This is a genomic window from Streptomyces sp. B1I3 (assembly GCF_030816615.1).
Lineage (GTDB): Bacteria > Actinomycetota > Actinomycetes > Streptomycetales > Streptomycetaceae > Streptomyces.
Genome location: NZ_JAUSYD010000001.1, coordinates 6,643,017 through 6,661,480, shown reverse-complemented (window position 1 = coordinate 6,661,480; position 18,464 = coordinate 6,643,017). Strand labels below are relative to the sequence as shown.

General features: G+C 72.5%; 15 protein-coding genes. 5 read left to right on the top strand and 10 right to left on the bottom strand.

Annotated elements, in window-relative coordinates:
* Window positions 1-113 precede the first annotated feature (113 nt).
* The 3 genes from QFZ58_RS30320 (at window position 114) to QFZ58_RS30310 (ending at window position 2,863) form a co-directional block, all read left to right on the top strand.
* Window positions 114-377: a hypothetical protein gene (locus QFZ58_RS30320; RefSeq protein ID WP_307128067.1), complete on the top strand. Its 264-nt coding sequence runs from the start codon at window positions 114-116 to the stop codon at window positions 375-377.
* 180 nt (window positions 378-557) lie between these two features.
* Window positions 558-1,952, top strand: coding sequence for a uracil-xanthine permease family protein (locus QFZ58_RS30315; RefSeq protein WP_307128066.1), 1,395 nt, complete (start codon window positions 558-560; stop codon window positions 1,950-1,952).
* Window positions 1,953-2,230: 278 nt separating this feature from the next.
* Window positions 2,231-2,863: a DUF5995 family protein gene (locus tag QFZ58_RS30310; protein ID WP_307129045.1), complete on the top strand. Its 633-nt coding sequence runs from the start codon at window positions 2,231-2,233 to the stop codon at window positions 2,861-2,863.
* Window positions 2,864-2,900: 37 nt separating this feature from the next.
* On the opposite strand, the gene QFZ58_RS30305 is transcribed toward QFZ58_RS30310, so the two are convergent.
* From QFZ58_RS30305 to QFZ58_RS30285, 5 genes are all read right to left on the bottom strand, one after another.
* Window positions 2,901-4,607, bottom strand: coding sequence for an NAD(P)/FAD-dependent oxidoreductase (locus tag QFZ58_RS30305; RefSeq protein WP_307128065.1), 1,707 nt, complete (start codon window positions 4,605-4,607; stop codon window positions 2,901-2,903).
* Window positions 4,608-4,687: 80 nt separating this feature from the next.
* A complete protein-coding gene (locus QFZ58_RS30300; protein WP_307128064.1) occupies window positions 4,688-5,485 on the bottom strand; it encodes a carbon-nitrogen hydrolase family protein in 798 nt (265 codons plus the stop codon).
* Window positions 5,486-5,662: 177 nt separating this feature from the next.
* On the bottom strand, window positions 5,663-6,118 hold the full coding sequence (locus QFZ58_RS30295) for an Lrp/AsnC family transcriptional regulator (RefSeq protein WP_307128063.1): 456 nt from the start codon (window positions 6,116-6,118) through the stop codon (window positions 5,663-5,665).
* Window positions 6,119-6,228: 110 nt separating this feature from the next.
* Window positions 6,229-7,689: an aldehyde dehydrogenase family protein gene (locus QFZ58_RS30290; RefSeq protein WP_307128062.1), complete on the bottom strand. Its 1,461-nt coding sequence runs from the start codon at window positions 7,687-7,689 to the stop codon at window positions 6,229-6,231.
* Window positions 7,690-7,884: 195 nt separating this feature from the next.
* Window positions 7,885-9,351, bottom strand: a complete 1,467-nt coding sequence (locus QFZ58_RS30285; RefSeq protein WP_307128061.1) for a GuaB1 family IMP dehydrogenase-related protein — start codon at window positions 9,349-9,351, stop codon at window positions 7,885-7,887.
* A 295-nt stretch (window positions 9,352-9,646) separates the two neighbouring features.
* On the opposite strand from QFZ58_RS30285, the gene QFZ58_RS30280 reads away from it, so the two are divergent.
* Window positions 9,647-10,705, top strand: a complete 1,059-nt coding sequence (locus tag QFZ58_RS30280; RefSeq protein ID WP_307128060.1) for a terpene cyclase — start codon at window positions 9,647-9,649, stop codon at window positions 10,703-10,705.
* 69 nt (window positions 10,706-10,774) lie between these two features.
* On the opposite strand, the gene QFZ58_RS30275 is transcribed toward QFZ58_RS30280, so the two are convergent.
* From QFZ58_RS30275 to fmt, 4 genes are all read right to left on the bottom strand, one after another.
* The gene (locus QFZ58_RS30275) at window positions 10,775-11,761 is read right to left on the bottom strand and encodes a sugar-binding transcriptional regulator (protein ID WP_307129044.1); all 987 of its coding nucleotides are present in this window, start codon (window positions 11,759-11,761) and stop codon (window positions 10,775-10,777) included.
* A 139-nt stretch (window positions 11,762-11,900) separates the two neighbouring features.
* On the bottom strand, window positions 11,901-12,584 hold the full coding sequence (rpe, locus tag QFZ58_RS30270; protein WP_307128059.1) for a ribulose-phosphate 3-epimerase: 684 nt from the start codon (window positions 12,582-12,584) through the stop codon (window positions 11,901-11,903).
* Between the two features lie 134 nt (window positions 12,585-12,718).
* Entirely contained in the window at window positions 12,719-14,152 is a 1,434-nt protein-coding gene (locus QFZ58_RS30265) for an RsmB/NOP family class I SAM-dependent RNA methyltransferase (RefSeq protein ID WP_307128058.1), read from the bottom strand.
* Window positions 14,153-14,338: 186 nt separating this feature from the next.
* Window positions 14,339-15,271 (bottom strand): methionyl-tRNA formyltransferase, encoded by a 933-nt coding sequence (gene fmt, locus QFZ58_RS30260; protein ID WP_307128057.1) that lies wholly within the window; start codon window positions 15,269-15,271, stop codon window positions 14,339-14,341.
* Window positions 15,272-15,648: 377 nt separating this feature from the next.
* Here fmt and QFZ58_RS30255 point away from each other — a divergent pair, with 377 nt between their 5' ends.
* The gene (locus QFZ58_RS30255; RefSeq protein WP_307128056.1) at window positions 15,649-16,182 is read left to right on the top strand and encodes a hypothetical protein; all 534 of its coding nucleotides are present in this window, start codon (window positions 15,649-15,651) and stop codon (window positions 16,180-16,182) included.
* A gap of 11 nt (window positions 16,183-16,193) precedes the next feature.
* Here QFZ58_RS30255 and QFZ58_RS30250 read toward each other — a convergent pair whose 3' ends face one another.
* The gene (locus tag QFZ58_RS30250) at window positions 16,194-18,338 is read right to left on the bottom strand and encodes a primosomal protein N' (RefSeq protein ID WP_307128055.1); all 2,145 of its coding nucleotides are present in this window, start codon (window positions 18,336-18,338) and stop codon (window positions 16,194-16,196) included.
* Window positions 18,339-18,464: the final 126 nt, after the last annotated feature.

Genomic DNA, 18,464 nt, shown 5'->3' with positions numbered 1-18,464 from the left:
GTGTGGCTGCCCTTCTAAGAGGCGGTCGAGTTGCGCCGGGGCGTCGGCACGCTGCTGCTCGCCCAGGGGCAGGCACCCGAGGCTCACGTGTTCGTCGCGCCGTCCACAACGATGTGCGCCTGGTCCACGGTGCCGGGGACGACCTGCCCGAGGAGGTCGCCGAGGCGCTGCCCCTGATCGAGCCCGGTCTCGACGGCCGGGCCGTCCGAGCCGCCATCACCCAGGACGGGGGGTGGCGAGCTCCCCTCAGCTCCCCGGTGACGGTGCTGGCCCTGGGGCTGGTGCTGGGCGCAGGGGTGCTGCGGGCGGGCGACCGGAAGGTCGCGGAGAGCGGCGCACGGGCGTCGGCTGCGGCCGGCAGCCCGACCGCGGACTGAGAACAGCCCGACTGCGCGGTGAGGGCGGGCGGCAGGCGGCGGGCGGCAGGCGGCAGGCGGCAGGCGGCAGGCGGCAGGGCCGGACGCGAGGTCACGACGCCGCGGCACTACCATTGCGCTGATCTTTTCCGCGGGTGAACACCAGGGTGGGCACACCGCACACACCAACAGGGAGCGACCATGGGCGGCCTCGGCGTGCGCTGGACCTTGCACGGCGACGGGAAGACTCCCGCACCAGGGGCCGTGGTGCGCCCCGACGAGCGGCTCTCCTGGCCCCGCACCTTCGGACTCGGCGCCCAGCACGTGGTCGCCATGTTCGGCGCGTCCTTCGTGGCGCCGGTCCTGATGGGCCTGGACCCCAACCTCGCCATCATGATGTCCGGTGTCGCGACCGCCATCTTCCTGCTGTCGACGCGCGGCAGGGTGCCCAGCTATCTGGGGTGCTCGCTCTCCTTCGTGGGCGTCGCGGCGACCATCCGGGCCAGTGGCGGCAGCAGTGCCACCGTGACGGGCGCGGTGCTCGTGGTCGGTGTCGTGCTGTTCCTGGTGGGGCTCACGGTGCAGCGGTTCGGCGCGCGGATCATCCACGCGGCGATGCCGCCGGTGGTGACCGGCGCCGTCGTGATGCTGATCGGTTTCAACCTGGCGCCGGTCACCGCGTCGACGTACTGGCCCCAGGACCAGTGGACGGCCCTGCTGGTCATGCTCTTCACCGGGCTCGCCGTCGTCTGCCTGCGCGGGTTCTTCTCCCGCATCGCGATCTTCCTCGGACTCGTCTTCGGGTACGTCCTGTCCTGGGTGCTCGACCTCGCCCTCGGCAAGATCCACTCCCCGGCCGGTGGCGCCGAGGCCGTCGATCACTGGCGCCTCGACCTGTCCGGTGTGGCGGACGCCGACTGGCTCGGGCTGCCGTCCTTCCACGCGCCGAGCTTCGAATGGTCGGCGATCCTGGTGGCGCTGCCGGTCGTGATCGCCCTGATCGCCGAGAACGCCGGGCACGTGAAGGCCGTCGGTGAGATGACCGGCGACTCCCTGGACGACAAGCTGGGCACCGCCATCGCGGCGGACGGCGCCGCCTCGGTGCTGTCCACCGCCGTGGGCGGCCCGCCCAACACGACGTACTCCGAGAACATCGGGGTGATGGCCGCGACCCGGGTCTACTCCACCGCCGCGTACTGGGCCGCCGCGTTCTTCGCGCTGCTGTTCGGTCTCTGCCCCAAGTTCGGCGCGGTCGTCGCCGCGATCCCGGGCGGGGTGCTGGGTGGCATCACCGTGATCCTGTACGGGATGATCGGCCTGCTGGGCGCCCAGATCTGGCTGAACGCCGGGGTCGACCTGCGCAATCCGCTCAATCTCGTGCCGGCCGCCGCCGGCATCATCATCGGCGTCGGCGGAGTCAGCCTGAAGATCACCGACAACTTCGAGCTGAGCGGCATCGCCCTCGGCACCCTCGTCGTGATCACCGGTTACCACGCCCTGCGGGCCTTCGCCCCCGCCCACCTGAAGACGCAGGAGCCGTTGCTGGACTCGGGCACCTCCACGTACGACGAGGAGCCGCCGGCCGGGACGGCCTGACCTCGTCTCCCGCCCCCGTTCCCTCCCCCGGCGCCCGGACGTTCGTCCGTTCCGATGAACGCTCCGGCCCGTCGGCGCCCTGGCGGGCCCGCGGCTGGGACGCTGCGCGCATGAACCGCTTCGAGCAGTGCGCGGGTCCGGCCGAGTCGGTCGGCGCGATGGCCGATGTCAGGACGCCGGCCGACGCCGGCACGGTGACCGACACCGACGCGGTGACCGACGCCGGCACGGTGACCGACATCGACCCGGTGACCGACATCGACGTGGTGATCCGGCGGATGCGCGACTTCCGCTCCGGCTGGCCGCCCGGGGACGGGGTGGCGGTCTTCAACCAGCTCTACCTGACGGTCACCGAGACCATCGGCGCGCGGATCGGCGACGGCGCCTTCGGCGACCGGGCGGCCGTGTCCGCACTGGACGTGCGCTTCGCGGAGCGCTATCTGACGGCGGTCGACACGGCCGCAGCGGGCGGGCGGCCGCCCGACTGCTGGCGTCCCCTGTTCGAGCACCGGCGCCATCCCGGCGTGCGCCCCCTCCAGTTCGCCCTGGCCGGTATCAACGCCCACATCGGTCACGATCTCGCCCTGGCCGTCGTGGACACCTGCCATGCGCTCGACTGCGTCCCCGGTGACCTGGAGGAGGAGTTCGAACGGGTGGGTGACCTCCTCGCGGTGCTGGAGGAGCGGATCCGCGACGATCTGATGCCGGGCCCCGATCTGCTCGGGATCGCCGACCCGCTCACCCATCTGGCGGGCGTCTGGAGCCTGGAGCGGGCCCGCGATGCGGCGTGGACCGCGGCCGGGGTGCTGTGGCGGCTGCGGGGGCTGCCGCTGCTGGCGGAGGAGGTCAGGGCCTGGACGGACGCGGGCGTCGGCCTGGTGGGGCGCTTCCTGCTCACTCCCTGCCGCTGACGCCCCGGGCGCCGTCCCACCGGCCCCCCGGCCCCGCTCAGTCCTCCGGCAGCTCGACCGGGGCGATCTCGTCGAAGACGTCGCCGGGGCCGGGGTTCGTCGGGTCCGTGGCACCGCCGAACTGCGCCATCACGCCCCACACGGCGTTCAGCGCGGTCTGCACGGCACCCTCGGCCCAGCCGGCCGTCCACGAGATGTCGTCGCCGGCGAGGAACAGGCCCCGCTTGTCGGCGGGCAGGCGGTCCTGCATGAAGTGGGTGAACAGCCGTCGCTGGTAGCGGTAGTGGCCGGGCAGGTTGGCCTTGAACGCGCCCATGAACCAGGGCTCGTTCTCCCAGGAGACGGTGACCGGGTTGCCGATGATGTGCTTCCGGATGTCGACCCCGGGGTAGATCTCGCCGAGTGACTTGAGCATGACGTCCATGCGCTCGTTCGGCGAGAGCGGCAGCCACTTCAGACTGTCGTCGCACCAGGTGTACGAGAGGCAGATGACGGCCGGCTTGTCGGGACCGTCGTCCAGCAGGTACGTGCCCCGGGTCATCCGGTCCGTGAGCGTCATCGACATGGTGTCTCGGCCGGTGGGTGCCCCGCTGCCGTCGACGGCAGCGTCCAGCCAGAACGGCCGGTCGACGGGCACGAACAGCTTGGACGACTCCATGTAGTGGGTGCGCTCCATCGCCGTCCAGTGGTCGATCGGGAAGAGCGCGTCGTCGCAGGCGATCTTGGAGAGCAGCAGCCAGGACTGACCGGTGAAGACCGCTGCCCGGTAGGTGCGGATGTCGCCGGTGGAGTCGGTGACCGTGATCCGGTTCCCGGCGGTGCGGTCGAGCCGGGTCACGGCGGGCCGCGGCTGTCCGCCGTGCAGCGAGGCCAGCGACGTACCGAGCGGCCAGTGCACGATCTTCTGCGGCTCCCGGTCCCACAGCCGCAGCGGCAGCTGCTGGCTGCCGCCCACGATCCCGCGGTGGTGGTCGTCGGCCTCGGTGTAGACGACCCGGAGGATCTCCAGGATGGAGTTGGGGAAGTCGGTGTCCCAGCCGCCGGTACCGAAGCCCACCTGGCCGAAGATCTCCCGGTGCCGGAACGACTTGAAGGCCTCGGAGTCGCAGAGGAAGCCGTAGAAGGTCTGGTTGTCGAGCTTCTCGACGAGCTTCGCCCAGATCTCCCGGATGCGGGGTACGTCACGCTCGCGCATCGCACGGTTCATGTCGGAGAAGTCGGCGCCCTCCTCCAGGCATGCGCTCCACGCGTCCGCGACGTCGCGGTAGACCTGCGGGAGGTCGTCGATCGTCCTCGCGTAGTGGGACTCGCCCTTGAGGTCGACGACGGTCGACGGAGTGGCCGGGGAGAGCGGGTTGGGGAACGGTTCGGTCTCCAGGCCCACGAGGTCGATGTAGTGCTGGAGCGCCGTGGAGGAGGGCGGGAAGCGCATGGCGCCCATCTCGGCGGTCAGCGAGGGGTCGCAGCCCTCGAAGCCGACCGTCCGCAGCCGGCCGCCGATCCGGTCCGCCTCGTAGACGACGGGCTTCAGGCCCATCTTCATCAGTTCGTAGGCGGCGATGATGCCCGAGAGTCCCCCGCCGATGACGGCGACCTCGGATCCGTGTTCGGTCGCGGGTATCTGGCCGATCCCCGCGGGGTGGGCCAGGAAGTCGTCGTAGGCGTAGGGGAAGTCCGGCCCGAACATGGTGATCGGCGGCTGCGCGTCGGTGTGCTGGACAGCGTTGGGCACCGTGGACGTCATGGGGTACGGACTCCTTGCGAAGGAACGCGGGGAACGCGGGGGTGGGCGGTGGCTCGGACGAGGGAGCGTGTGCGGGTGGCTCAGACGAGGGAGCGGTACAGCGAGGGGCGACGGCCGGCGAGATAGGGGTTGGCCGCACGCGAGGCATCGAGGATGGCGGGATCCACGGTGGCGACGACGAGCTCCTCCCCGCGCCCGGCGCGGGTACGGGCGGTGCCGTCGGGGCCGGCCAGGCAGCTCAGCCCGGTGAACTCGAACTCGCCCTCCGTGCCCGTCCTGTTCACGTACGCGACGTACATCTGGCTCTCGAAGGCGCGCACCGGCACGACGGATTCCGCGACGAAGGCGAAGGGGTGCATCAGCGCGGTCGGCACCAGCAGCAGATCGGTCCCGGCCAGGGCGTGCGCCCGGACGTTCTCCGGGAACTCGACGTCATAGCAGATCAGCAGCCCGAGCCGGACGCCGTCCAGCTCGGCCTGGACCACGGGCTGCTCGCCGGGGGTGAACCACTTCTCCTCGAACTCGCCGAAGAGGTGGGTCTTGCGGTAGTGGGCGAGCACGGCACCGTCCGGGCCGATGAGCTGCGCCGCGTTGAAGAGCAGCCCGCCCGCGCGCTCCGGGTAGCCGTAGAGGACAGCCAGACCGTGCCGCGCGCAGATGTCGGCGACCGCCCTGGCGCCTGGGCCGTCGGCGGGTTCGGCGAGCTCGGGGACCGCGTCACCGACGGCGTATCCGGTGAGGAACAGCTCCGGGCAGACCAGGAGCCGGGCGCCCGCCTCCGCCGCCCGTCCGGCGGCCTCGTCGAGCACCTCGATGTTCCGCGCCACGGAGCCGGGTCGTCCGGAGCTCTGGAGCAGGGCGGTACGCAACGGCGGCATGGCTGACCTCGGGCGGTGCGGGCGGGGTGGGGAGACGTATCGACGGTACGGTGCGGCGAACAGGCCCGGCAAGACGCGACCGTTGCGCGTGCACCGTCGATCTGTTGCGCCGCACCGGGCCGGCCCGGCGATTCGTTGCGCACCGTCTCCGCGCAGGTCAGGCGGGTGATCCGGGTCTCAGGCGGGCGGGCCCGAGGTGTACCGCCGCAGCAGCGGGGACAGGACGAGTACCGACTTGGTCCGCTCGACGTACGGCTCGCCCGCGATCCGCTCGAGCACCTGCTCGAAGTGCCGCATGTCGGCGGCGAAGACCTGCACGATCGCGTCGGCGTCACCCGTGACCGTGGACGCGGAGGCGATCTCCGGATAGCGGGCGAGGCCCTTCTTGATCGCCTCGGGGCCGGTGTTGCGGCTGCAGTAGATCTCGATGTATCCCTCGGTCTCCCAGCCGAGCGCCGCCGGGTCGACGCGCACGGTGAAGCCCGTGATGGCGCCCTCGGCACGCAGTCGGTCCACCCGGCGTTTCACCGCGGGGGCGGACAGGCCGATGAGTGCACCGATGTCGGCGTAGGAGCGGCGGGCGTCTTCGGCGAGGGCGTGGACGATGCGTTCGTCGAGGTCGTTCAGGCGCACTTCGGGCGGATCACTTCTCTGCGGGAGACCGGTTCGGGGGCGGCACAGGCCGCCCCCGAAGTAGACCACGGGTGCCCCTCGGGGGCGCGTTCACCGTGGAGAACGGCCGGTCAGAAGGGGAACCGCGAGCGTCCGTGCTGCACGGAGATCCACTTCTGGGTGGTGAAGGCCTCGATCATCGCGTCGCCGTTCAGCCGCCCCAGGCCCGAGCTCTTCTCCCCGCCGAAGGGGACGACGGGCTCGTCGTGGACCGTGCCGTCATTGATGTGGATCATGCCGGTGCGGATGCGCTTGCCCACCCGCACGCCGCGCTCGACGTCGGCGGTGTGGACCGCGCCGCTCAGGCCGTACGGGGTGTCGTTGGCGATGCGGACGGCCTCGTCCTCTCCGTCGAAGGGCACGAGCAGGGCCACCGGACCGAAGATCTCCTGGTGCAGCACGGGGGATCCGGCGGCGATGCCGGTCAGCACGGAGGGGCTCACCACGTTGCCCTCGACCGTGCCGTGCAGCAGCGCCGTGGCGCCGGCCTCCACGGTCTGGTCGACCAGCTTGGAGACGGCCTCGGCCTGCGAGGAGTTGATCAGCGGACCGATGTGGGTCGCGGGGTCGGCCGGGTCCCCGACCCGCAGGGAGGCGACCTTGGCCACGAACTTCTCGGTGAACTCCTGCTCCACGGCGCGGTCGACCAGGATCCGGTTGGCCGCCATGCACACCTGGCCCTGGTGGATGTAGCGGCTGAAGACGGCCGCGTCGACGGCGTAGTCCACATCGGCGTCGTCCAGGACGATCAGCGCGCTGTTGCCACCCAGTTCGAGGACCGCGTGCTTGAAGTTGGCCGCGCAGACCGTCGCGACGTGGCGGCCGACCTTGTCGGAGCCGGTGAAGGATATGACCTGCGGGACCGGGTGCTCCAGCAGGGCGTCGCCGATCTCCGCGATGTCGGTGACCACGACGTTCAGCAGCCCGGCGGGCAGACCGGCTTCCTCGAACACCTTCGCCAGCAGCGTTCCGCCGCAGATGGGGGTGTTCTGGTGCGGCTTGAGGACCACGGCGTTCCCGAGCGCGAGGGCCGGTGCGACCGACTTGAGCGACAGCAGGAAGGGGAAGTTGAAGGGGCTGATGACCCCTACGACTCCGACGGGTATCCGGTAGACCCGGTTCTCCTTGCCCTCGGTCGGCGAGGGGAGGATCTGGCCGGCAGGCCGCAGCGCCAGGTGTACCGCCTCGCGCAGGAACTCCTTGGCCAGGTGCAGTTCGAAGCCGGCCTTCAGCCGGGTGCCCCCGAGCTCGGCGACGATCGCCTCGCTGATCTCGGGCTCGCGCTCCTCGACGATGCGTAGCGCCCTCTCCAGCACCGCGCGGCGGGCGTACGGGTTGGTGTCCGCCCATTCCTGCTGGGCGCGCTCGGCCGCACGGTAGGCCTGGTCGACCTCGGCGGCGGTGGCCACGGTGATCGAGGCGAGCTTCTCCCCGTCGTACGGGTTGAAGTCGATGATGTCCCAGGACCCCTTACCCGGCCTCCACTCGCCGTCGATGTACTGCTGGGCCAGGTCGGTGAAGAAGGAGGACATGAGTTCCCTTACCGCAGAGGGGCGGGCAGCTGATAGCGGATCATATTACTTAGACAGCAATCGAGTTGGAGCCGCCCAGGAAAGGTCGACGACCGAAAGCGAACGGTCACGGGTGGCCATCGGGCGCACACAACGCAAACCCCTCCCGGACACAGGTCCGGGAGGGGCGACGAGGCCGCAGGGCTGCGGAATCCGTCAGCTCCAGCTGGCGTGCAGCGGCTTGCCCTCGGCGTAACCGGCGGCGCTCTGCACACCGACGATCGCCTTCTCGGCGAACTCCTCGAGCGAGGCGGCCCCCGCGTAGGTGCAGGAGGAGCGGACCCCGGCGATGATCGAGTCGATCAGGTCCTCCACACCGGGGCGCACCGGGTCCAGGAACATCCGCGACGTGGAGATGCCCTCCTCGAACAGGCCCTTGCGGGCACGGTCGTACGCGGACTCCTCGGACGTGCGGTTCTTCACCGCGCGCGCCGAGGCCATGCCGTAGGACTCCTTGTAGTACCGGCCGTCGGCGGACTGCTGGAGATCACCGGGCGACTCGTACGTCCCCGCGAACCAGGAGCCGATCATCACGTTGGACGCGCCGGCGGCGAGCGCCATGGCCACGTCGCGCGGGTGCCGGACACCACCGTCGGCCCAGACGTGCTTGCCGTGCCTGCGCGCCTCGGCGGCGCACTCCAGGACGGCGGAGAACTGCGGCCGGCCCACGCCGGTCATCATCCGGGTGGTGCACATGGCACCGGGACCGACACCCACCTTGATGATGTCGGCTCCGGCCTCGATCAGGTCGCGGACGCCCTCCGCGGCCACCACGTTGCCCGCGACGATCGGTACGCGCGGGTCGAGCGCCCGGACCGCGGCGACCGCGCTGATCATGGATTCCTGGTGGCCGTGCGCGGTGTCCACCACGAGGGTGTCCACGCCCGCGTCGAGAAGCTGCTTGGCCTTGCCGGCGACGTCGCCGTTGATGCCGACGGCGGCGGCGATGCGCAGCTTGCCGTCCGCGTCGGTGGCGGGGGTGTAGAGCGTCGCGCGCAGCGCGGCCTTACGGGTGAGGATGCCGACGAGCCTGCCGTCCGCGTCGACCGCGGGGGCGAGCTTGCGGTTGGCGCCGTCGAGCTTGTGGAAGGCGTCGCGCGGGTCGATGTCCGCGTCCAGCACGACCAGGTCCCGGGACATGACCTCGGACAGCTGGGTGAAGCGGTCCACCCCGGTGAGGTCGTGGTCGGTGACGACTCCGACGGGGCGGTACTCGGCGTCGACGACGACACCCGCCCCGTGGGCCCGCTTGTGCAGCAGGGAGAGGGCGTCGGCGACGGTCTGGCCCGGGGCCAGCACGATCGGCGTGTCGAGGACGAGGTGGCGCGTCTTGACCCAGCCGATGACCTCGGTGACGACCTCGATCGGGATGTCCTGGGGAATGACGGCCAGTCCGCCGCGGCGGGCGATCGTCTCGGCCATCCGGCGGCCCGCGATGGCGGTCATGTTGGCGACGACGAGGGGGATGGTCGTGCCGGTGCCGTCGGGCGAGGAGAGGTCCACGGCCTGCCGGGACCCGACCGCGGAGCGGCCGGGGACCATGAAGACGTCGTCGTACGTGAGGTCGTAGGGGACCGAGGGGGAGGCCGTGTAACGACCCGTGCCGGGCTCAAGAAAACGCATAACACTCATTTTTTCATACGAAACGGTGCAGGTCGTTTCCACGAAGACACAGCAATGCACCCCCGCGTTCGTCGATTCCTCCGAAGAGGCGTCCCGGGGGCGCCGGGCAAGTGGAACCTGCCTTACCCAGGGACCTTACCCGAACAGGATTCGAGCATTCGTGATCACGATCCCTGGACCGGGTGACGGGGGCTCAGGTAGCTTCACAAGCGCAGGCCCCGGGTGGCCGCAGAGCTGCGCGGAAGCGCCCGGAAGGCCTGTCACGCGTCAGACCGGAAAGGACTCGGATCCGCCCGTGGAGAGCGAACTGCCGGATATCTACTGCCCGTTCCCGCAGCGGAGCAATCCGCACGTAGAACACACCCGCGAGCACCTCGACGCCTGGACGCGCCGCACCGGTCTGGTGCACCGGCAGTCCGCCAGGGAGCGCTTCGAGCAGGCCGACTTCGGCGCGTTCGTCGGCATGGTCTATCCGACGGCGAGCGCGGAGCACCTGGATCTGGTCGCCGACTGGTTCGTCTGGCTCTTCCTCGTCGACGACCAGCTGGACGACGGGCACCTCGGCCGCAGCCCCGACCGGGTACGCGACGTGGTGGCCCGGATGCGGGCGGTGGTGGAGGGCTCGGGCCCCGCCCCGCTGCCGGGCGAGGAGCTCCCCGCCGCCGTCGTCGCCCTCGTGGACCTGTGGGAACGTACGACCGTGCGGGCCGCCCCGCACTGGCGCACCCGTTTCGCGTGGCACCTCATGACCTACCTCACGACCGCCACCACCTGGGAGGCGGGCAACCGGGCCGACGGTGTGGTGCCGTCCGAGGCGGCGTACATGACCAACCGCCGGCACACCGGGGCGATCCACGTGTGCATGGACCTGATCGAGATCGTGGCCGGTATAGAGGCACCCGAGTCGGTGCACAACGACCCCCGGTTCATCACGGCGCTCGAAGCCTCCTGCAACGTCGTGTGCTGGGCCAACGACGTGTACTCCTACGAGAAGGAACAGGTGCTCGGGGAGATCCACAATCTCGTCCACCTGGTCCGTCACCACCGCGGCTACGGGGAGCAGCAGGCGCTCGACCACGTGTGCGCGGAGATAGCGACCGAGACCGAGCGGTTCCTCACGGCAGAGGACGAGCTGATCGACATGTACCCCCAGCTGTCGGGGATGCTCGTCCCGTACCTCGACGGAATGCGGAGCTGGATGCGCGGCAACCTCGACTGGTCGCGCCTGACCCCGCGCTACAACCCGGCGGACGTCAGCCAGTACGAGGAGCCCGGGGCGTATCTGGAGGAGACCGTCCTCGGTGTGGCCGCGGACCGTGCGGGCCACGGCGCGTCCGGCGGCCCCCGGAGCTGAGCGCGGCTCGGGCCGGGCACCCGCGGGGTGCCCGGCCCGAGCCGTGTGCGGTGCCGGCCGCCCCTGGCGTCAGTCGTCGGGGTCGGTGCGCTCCAGCGCGGGGCGCTGTCCGGCCGCGGACTCCGTGAGCAGGTAGTCGGCGGCCGCGGTGTCCGTCACGAGGCTGGTGACCAGACCGGAGCGCAGGACCGCGCCGATCGCCGCCGCCTTGCGCTGGCCGCCGGCGATGGCCACCACCTCGGGGATCCGGCGCAGCCGGTCCGCCTCCACGGTGATGCACCGCTCGCCCAGGTCCCGGCCGACCCGCCGGCCGTCGGAGTCGAAGAGGTGCGCGGACATCTCCGCGGCCACGCCCAGTGAGGCGTAGTGCGCGCGTTCCTCGTCCGAGAGCATGTCGTGGACGGTGGAGATGCCCGGCTCCCAGGACCCGATGGAGACCGCGGCGACCGTCACCTTGTCGAAGTACTCGAATGCGCGGGCGATACCCGTCTGGTGCCTCAGGGCCGCCGCCGTCGCCGGATCCGGCAGCAGCATGGGGGCGTAGATCGGATGGGCCTCGCCGCCCGAGACCTGCGCCGCGCGGCGGACCGCCTCGACCGAGCCGCGCTCGGCCGTCCCTGCGTCGTAGACCCCCGTGAGCTGGACCACCGTGCAGGGCGGCAGCCGGTCGAGGGCGGCCGCCATGTGGATGGTGGAGCGGCCCCAGGCCAGGCCCAGGACGTCGCCCTCGTTCACCAGCTCGCCCAGGAGCTCGGCCGCCACCTCGCCCAGGTTCTCCGGATCGGCGGCGTCGTCCTGCTCCTCGGCCGGGGACTCGACCACGACCGCGTGCCGCAGACCGTAACGCGCGCGGAGTGCGTCGGAACGCTCCGCGTCCAGCTCCGCCGGAACCCGGATCTCGATCCGTACGAGATCACGCTCGAGGGCCGTCTCCAGGACCCGGGCCACCTTGAAGCGGCTCACGCCGAACTCCTCGGCGATCTGGATCTTCGACTTTCCCTCGAGATAGAACCGGCGGGCCATGGCCGCCGCCTGCACCAGCTCCGCGGGTCCCATCCGCATGGCTGACCGACCCGCCGAGATGCCAGACACCGCGATCTCCTCACTGCTGTTCACGCGCCCGATACGCCGTTCATCCTGTCAGATCCTGCGATCCTCGATCCGGCCCGTCGGGCCGCGTTCATCCGCCCTTCGTTCAGTGTGCGCATGCCCAGGGCGCGGTGGCCGTCACCGTGTCCGCCTGCTCACGCAGCGCGCGCACGGCCTCGGCCGGATCCTTCGCCCCGTACACCGCGGAGCCGGCGACGAACACGTCCGCGCCCGCCTCCGCGCACCGCTCGATGGTGGTGGCGGAGACGCCACCGTCGACCTGGAGCCAAAGCTCCAGACCGTGCTTGGAGATCAGCTCACGGGTACGCCGGATCTTCGGCAGCATGATGTCCAGGAACGCCTGGCCGCCGAATCCCGGCTCCACCGTCATGATCAGCAGCATGTCGAGCTCGGGGAGCAGGTCCTCGTACGGCTCGACGGGGGTCGCCGGCTTGAGCGCCATGGAGGCGCGCGCGCCCTTCGCCCTGATCTCCCGTGCCAGCCGGACGGGCGCCGCGGCGGCCTCCGCGTGGAAGGTGACGGAGCCGGCGCCGGCCTCGACGTACTGCGGAGCCCAGCGGTCGGCGTCCTCGATCATCAGGTGGCAGTCCAGCGGGGTGTCCGTGGCCTTGCTCAGCGCCTCCACGATGGGCACACCGAGCGTCAGGTTGGGCACGAAGTGGTTGTCCATGACATCGACATGGAGCCAGTCGGCGCCTTCGACGGCCTTCGCCTCCTCGGCGAGGCGCGCGAAGTCGGCGGACAGGATGCTGGGGTTGATCTGGGCCATGCACCAAGCCTGCCATGCTCCGCGCCACTTCCCCGCCTCGGTGTGCCCCAAAGCCTCACGGGATCATTACGGTTCGCGCATTCCCGGCTTTTCGACCGGTCCGCGGCTCTGTCCGGGACCCTGCCCCTGCGTGGTCAGCCCGTGCGGCGCAGCAGGGCGAGGTACATCGCGTCCGTGCCGTGCAGGTGCGGCCACAGCTGGATGTCGGGACCGTCACCCAGGGCGGACACTCCCGGCAGCAGCGGCCGGGCGTCGACCCACTCCGCCTCGACGGGCTCTCCCCCGCGCCCCTTGAGCACGTCCTCGACGACGACCCTGGTCTCCGCGAGGTGGGGCGAACAGGTCGCGTAGCCGACGACCCCGCCGATCCGCACGGCCTTGAACGCCTCGCGCAGCAGGCCGCGTTGCAGGGGGGCGAAGCCTTCGAGGTCCTCGGGGCGGCGCCGCCAGCGCGACTCCGGCCGCCTGCGCAGCGCGCCGAGCCCGGAGCACGGTACGTCCATCAGGACCCGGTCGAAGGAGCCGGGCCGCCACGGCGGCCGGGTGCCGTCCGCCGTGATCACCTGGTACGGCCCGGGGTTGCCGGCGAGGGTACGTTCGACGAGCCGGGCCCGGTGCGGCTGCTTCTCGGCGGCGAGGAGCGACGCGCCTCGCCCGGAGGCGAGGGCGGCGAGCAGCGCGGCCTTGCCTCCCGGGCCGGCGCAGCCGTCGAGCCACCGGGTGTCACGGCCCTCGACGGGCGCGGCGGCCAGGGCTGCCGCGACGAGCTGGCTCCCCTCGTCCTGCACGCCGGCCCTGCCGTCCCGTACGGCAGCCAGGGCGCCGGGCTCGCCGCCCTCGGCCATCCGTACGGCGTAGGGCGACCAGCGGCCCGGCAGACCGCTCTCCTCACCGAGGGCGGACAGCAGTTCCTCGGGGGTGGAGCGGCCGGGCCGGGCCACCAGCGTCACCTCGGGCCGCTCGTTGTCGGCCTCCAGCAGGTCCTCGATCCCGGCGCGCCCGCCGCCGAGGGCGTCCCAGAGGGAGGAGACGACCCACCGCGGGTGCGAGTGGACGAGGGAGAGGTGCGCCTCGGCGTCCTCGTCGTAGGGCGGGGCGACGCGCTCCACCCAGCCGTCCAGGTCGTCGGCGGCGACCTTGCGCAGCACCGCGTTGACGAATTTGGCACGGCCCTCGCCCAGCACGACCCGGGCCAGCTCCACGCTGGCGGAGACGGCCGCGTGGGTGGGGATGCGGGTGCCGAGCAGTTGGTGCACACCCATGTTCAGCACGTCGAGCACCGGCGGATCGACCTCGCGCAGCGGCCGGTCGATGCAGGCGGCGACGATCGCGTCGTACGTGCCCTGCCGGCGCAGGGTCCCGTAGACGAGCTCGGTCGCCAGCGCCGCGTCCCTGCCGTCGAAGTCCCCCTTGGCGCGTGCCTTCTTCAGCAGCGGCGGCAGGACGAGGTTGGCGTACGCGTCGCGTTCGTCGACCGCCCTGAGCGCTTCGAAGGCGAGGAACCGGACCGGGTCCTTCTGCGGACGGCGGTGCTGCTTGGCCGGACGGCGACGCTGCTGGTCGTTCACGTGAAAGGTGCTCCGCTGATGGTGAGGGGGCGAACCTCTCCAGCGTACGTCGGCCGCGTCCGCGGCCCGTGCCGGGAGGGGCGGCAGGGCAGGGGCAGGGGGCAGCGGCGGCCGGGCAGGAGCCTGAGGTCGGCAGTCCCGCGTGGTGCGGGTCCGGGTCCGGCCCCGCACCGGCCCCGGGAGGGCTCAGACGCCCAGCGCCTCGCCGTGGGCGATGCGGACGCCCCTGGCCCAGTCGGCGGCCCGCATCGGCTTCTTGCCCTGGGGCTGGACCCAGTGGAGCTCCACGGCGTGCGAGCCCGTGCCCACGTACACGTTGTTCTTCCCCGCGGACAGTTCGCCCGGCGCCAGGTCCGTGCGGTCGACGACGGGTGCGGCCTGGACCAGCTTGAGGCGCTCCCCGCGGAACAGGGTCCAGGCGCCGGGGGCGGGGGTGCAGCCGCGCACCACGCGGTCGACCCGCAGCGCGGGCGCGGACCACTGCACCTGGGCGTCCTCGACGGTGATCTTGGGGGCGAGGGTGATGCCTTCGGCGGGCTGCGGGACGGCGTGCAGGGTGCCGTCCTCGATGCCGTCCATGGTGGCGGCGAGCAGCCCGGCGCCGGCGAAGGCCAGCCGGGTGAGCAGGTCGCCGCTGGTGTCGGTGGGCCGTACCCGCTCGGTCAGGACCCCGTAGACCGGTCCGGAGTCCAGCCCCTCCTCGATCAGGAAGGTCGAGGCGCCGGTCACCTCGTCCCCGGCCATCACGGCGTGCTGGACGGGGGCGGCCCCGCGCCAGGCGGGCAGCAGGGAGAAGTGCAGGTTGACCCAGCCCCGGGCGGGCACGTCGAGCGCGATCTTGGGCAGCAGCGCGCCGTAGGCGACGACGGGACAGCAGTCGGGCCCGATCTCGCGCAGCCGTGCCAGGAACTCCTCGTCCCGCGGCCTGGCCGGCTTGAGCACCTCGATCCCCGCCTCCTCGGCACGCTCCGCCACCGGGCTGGCCACCAGCCTGCGCCCCCGCCCGGCCGGTGCGTCGGGACGGGTGACCACGGCGGCCACCTCGTGGCGGCCGGAGGCGATCAGGGCGTCCAAGGCGGGGACGGCGACCTCGGGGGTGCCTGCGAAGACGAGCTTCATGGGTGGCGGACTGCCTCTCGGGCCGGAACGTACGGTGGCGAGCAGCACACCAGTCTAGGTCGTGTCTCCGGATCATGCCGGACCGGGGAGCGGGGCCCGGTGCGTGCGTCCTGCCAGGCGGAGGACGGAGTGACGCGGGGCGATCGAAGTCCCCCAGCTCGTGCGGAGCCGGGATCGCGGCAGCGCCGGTGGGGCCGCGAGAGGCTCCGGGCGCCGCCCCCGGGGCGTGAGCGGACCCGCGCGCCCCGCGCATATTCACATACGCCCCGATAGCGTGACCACATCGGCGGGTGAGGCGTTGGTCAAGTGAGATTGACCGAAGGGGGCCGCCATCGTGCGGTCCGATCCCTTTCAACGCCGGTTCGAGAGGCTTGTTCATGGCCGACCACGCAACCCACGACGCCCAAGCGCGTGCCAGTCTGCACCTGTTGGTGCGGGACATCGAGCGGGTCCGGCGGCAGGTTGACGCGCTGCGCACCCTCACTGCGCAGTTGGGCAACGTCTACCGTCCGCGCCGCTCCGGGCCCTCAGCGGGCTTCGTCGTCTACGGCAGGGCGCCGGCCCCGACGGTCCGGCTGGCCCAGGAGTTGCGGGACAGCGTCGAGACGCTGGTCACGGCGGCGGTGGACTTCGACCGCTCGCTGGGCTTCTCGTGGGACGCCGTGGGCTCGGCGCTCGGGGTCACCAAGCAGGCGGTGCACCGCCGTTACGGCGCCCGCCGGGCCGCCCCGCAGCCGGGGACCACCGACGCCGCCGCCGAGACCGCGGCCCACCCGCCGGCCGCGGCGTCGTCCCCGGTACCGGCCGTCCCCGCGGCACGTTCCATGCCGCCGCAGCCGTCGGCCGACCGGACTCCCCCGGTCCGTGACGAACTGCGCCCCGGTGCCTTCCCCGGCCCGCGCAACGGCTGACCGGCCCCGCGTCAGCCGATGTCCGGCGGATCGACCCTGATCCGTACGGGATCGCCGCTCCCGCGGGCGGTCCGCGCCGCCTGCGCCGACTTCAGGGCGGCCGCGAGCGCGGCGCCGCGCCCGGGCGGCACCCTGATCAGTGCCCGGTCCCAGGTCTCGCCGGGTGGGGCGTCGCCCTGCCTGCGGGGTCTGCCCGGCACGGCTCCCCGCACCGGGACGGGGCCGAGCACTTCCGCTTCGGGCGGCAGCTCCGCGCCGGCGAGGTACGCGGCGACCGCCTCCGGCGGCCCGGTCACCGAAGCCATCCGGGACACCGGGGGGAAGCCGAGCTCGGCCCGCTCCGCCAGCTCGCGCCGGGCATGGCCGACCGGGTCCCAGCGCACCAGCGCCTGGACGGGCCGCAGCGTCGGCTCGGCCACGACCACCACCGTGCCTCCCTCCGGCTGCCCCCGCACCAACGCCGCCGCTGCCGTCCAGCGCCGCAGTGCCTCCTCGCCCGCCCGCAGGTCGGGCCGGCCGACCATCGCCCAGCCGTCCAGCAGCAGAGCGGCCGCATAGCCCCCCTCGGCCACGGGTTCCGCCCCGGGGGTGCTGACGACCAGCGCGGGCTGGCCGGGTACGGAATCGAGCACATGATCACGGCCGGACGTCCGCACCGGAACGGCGGGGAACGCACGCCCCAGCTCCTCGGCTGTCCGGCGCGCACCGACGATCTGCGCGCGCAGCCGCCGGCCTCCGCAGGCGAGACAGTGCCAGGCGGTCTCGGCCCGCCCGCACCACGCGCAGTCGAGGTCCTGCTGGTCCGGGGCCTGCAGAGGGCCCGCGCAGTGCCGGCATCTCGCGGGCTCGCGGCAGCGCTCGCAGGCCAGCCGGGGCGCGTAACCGCGGCGCGGCACCTGGACCAGCACCGGACCGCTGCGCAGCCCGTCCCGCACGGTCTGCCAGGCCAGGCTGGGCAGCCGGGCCGAACGGGCCGCACCGTCCCGGGCGAGCTCGCCGTCACCCACCGTGCGCACCAGGGGCGCCGCGGCACGCAGCTGCTCCCGGTCGGCGCGCAGCGGCAGCGCCCAGCCGGTCTCCACCAGCTGCGCGGCCTCCACCGTGCAGCTCGTCGAGCCGAGCAGGAAAGCGCACCGGCCGTGCGCCGCGCGCAGCTCCAGGACCTCCCTGACGTGCGGGAACGGGGCGTTGTCGTCGCTGTGGCTGGAGTCACCGTCGTCCCACACGGCCACCAGGCCCAGGTCGGCGACCGGGGCGAACATCGCCGCCCTGGTCCCGACCACCGCACGCACGGAGCCGCGCCGGACCGCGAGCCACTGCCGGTACCGCTTCTCCGGCCCCGAGTCGGCGGTCAGCAGGGCATGGCGCCCGGCCCCCATGAGCGCGGTGAGAGCGCCGTCCACCCGGGCGGCGCTGCGCCCGTCCGGTACGACGACGAGCGCACCCCGGCCCGAGGCCAGGGTGGCGGTCACGGCCGCGGCGATCTCCTCGGGCCAGTGCGGTCCTGGCAGCGCCGTCCAGACGGCCCGGGGCGCGCCGCCCTCGGCGAGCGCCGTCAGGAAGGCCGGCCCCTGCCCGTACCTCTCCCAGGTCCCGGGCGGCGGGGCGGCGGGGGGCGGAAGGGGGGCGGGGGACGGCTTCGACTCGGCCCGGCCGTTCCTGGGCGGCACGGCGAGCTGCAGCACGTCGGCGAGGCTGCCGGCGTAACGGTCGGCGACGGCCCGGGAGAGCGCGAGCAGGTCGGGCCCGAGCACCGGCTCGGGCGAGACGACGTAGGCGAGGGCCGCCAGGGCACCTTGGTAGTCCGACTCGACCCGGCGCTCGATGAGGAAACCGTCGATGAGCCCGCCGCCCTCGCGCCGGCCGCCGCGGACCTGCCGTCCCCCGGCGCCGAACCGCACCCGCACCCGCACGCCCGGCTGCGCCACGGCGTCCAGCTCCTCCGGGACGGCGTAGTCGAAATACTGGTCGAGGTGGAGTGCGCCCTTGTTGACCAGGACGCGGGCGACCGGAAGCTCCTCGGCCAGCGCGGCGCCTCGCCATGTCCGGGGCTTGGCACGGGGCACCTTGGCCCTGCGTACGGTCTCCCGGATGAGCGCAAGCTGCTCCGGAGCCCCGGCCTCGGGCTCGTCGGACCGCTCGTCGTCGCTGCTCACAGCCTCATACCTACCAGACGCCACCGACAGCGGAGCCGGACGGCTCCCGCACGCGGCTGCCGCCGCGGCCCGCGGCCCGCACGTGCCGGGGCCCGGACACCTCGTGCGGTGTCCGGGCCCCGGCAG

Coding starts and splice junctions, on each gene's coding strand:
- QFZ58_RS30315 (WP_307128066.1), top strand. CDS start 558: ATGGGCGGCCTCGGCGTGCGCTGGACCTTGCACGGCGACGGGAAGACT.
- QFZ58_RS30310 (WP_307129045.1), top strand. CDS start 2,231: ATGCGCGACTTCCGCTCCGGCTGGCCGCCCGGGGACGGGGTGGCGGTC.
- QFZ58_RS30305 (WP_307128065.1), bottom strand. CDS start 4,607: ATGACGTCCACGGTGCCCAACGCTGTCCAGCACACCGACGCGCAGCCG.
- QFZ58_RS30300 (WP_307128064.1), bottom strand. CDS start 5,485: ATGCCGCCGTTGCGTACCGCCCTGCTCCAGAGCTCCGGACGACCCGGC.
- QFZ58_RS30290 (WP_307128062.1), bottom strand. CDS start 7,689: ATGTCCTCCTTCTTCACCGACCTGGCCCAGCAGTACATCGACGGCGAG.
- QFZ58_RS30285 (WP_307128061.1), bottom strand. CDS start 9,351: ATGCGTTTTCTTGAGCCCGGCACGGGTCGTTACACGGCCTCCCCCTCG.
- QFZ58_RS30275 (WP_307129044.1), bottom strand. CDS start 11,761: ATGGGACCCGCGGAGCTGGTGCAGGCGGCGGCCATGGCCCGCCGGTTC.
- rpe (WP_307128059.1), bottom strand. CDS start 12,584: ATGGCCCAGATCAACCCCAGCATCCTGTCCGCCGACTTCGCGCGCCTC.
- fmt (WP_307128057.1), bottom strand. CDS start 15,271: ATGAAGCTCGTCTTCGCAGGCACCCCCGAGGTCGCCGTCCCCGCCTTG.
- QFZ58_RS30255 (WP_307128056.1), top strand. CDS start 15,649: ATGGCCGACCACGCAACCCACGACGCCCAAGCGCGTGCCAGTCTGCAC.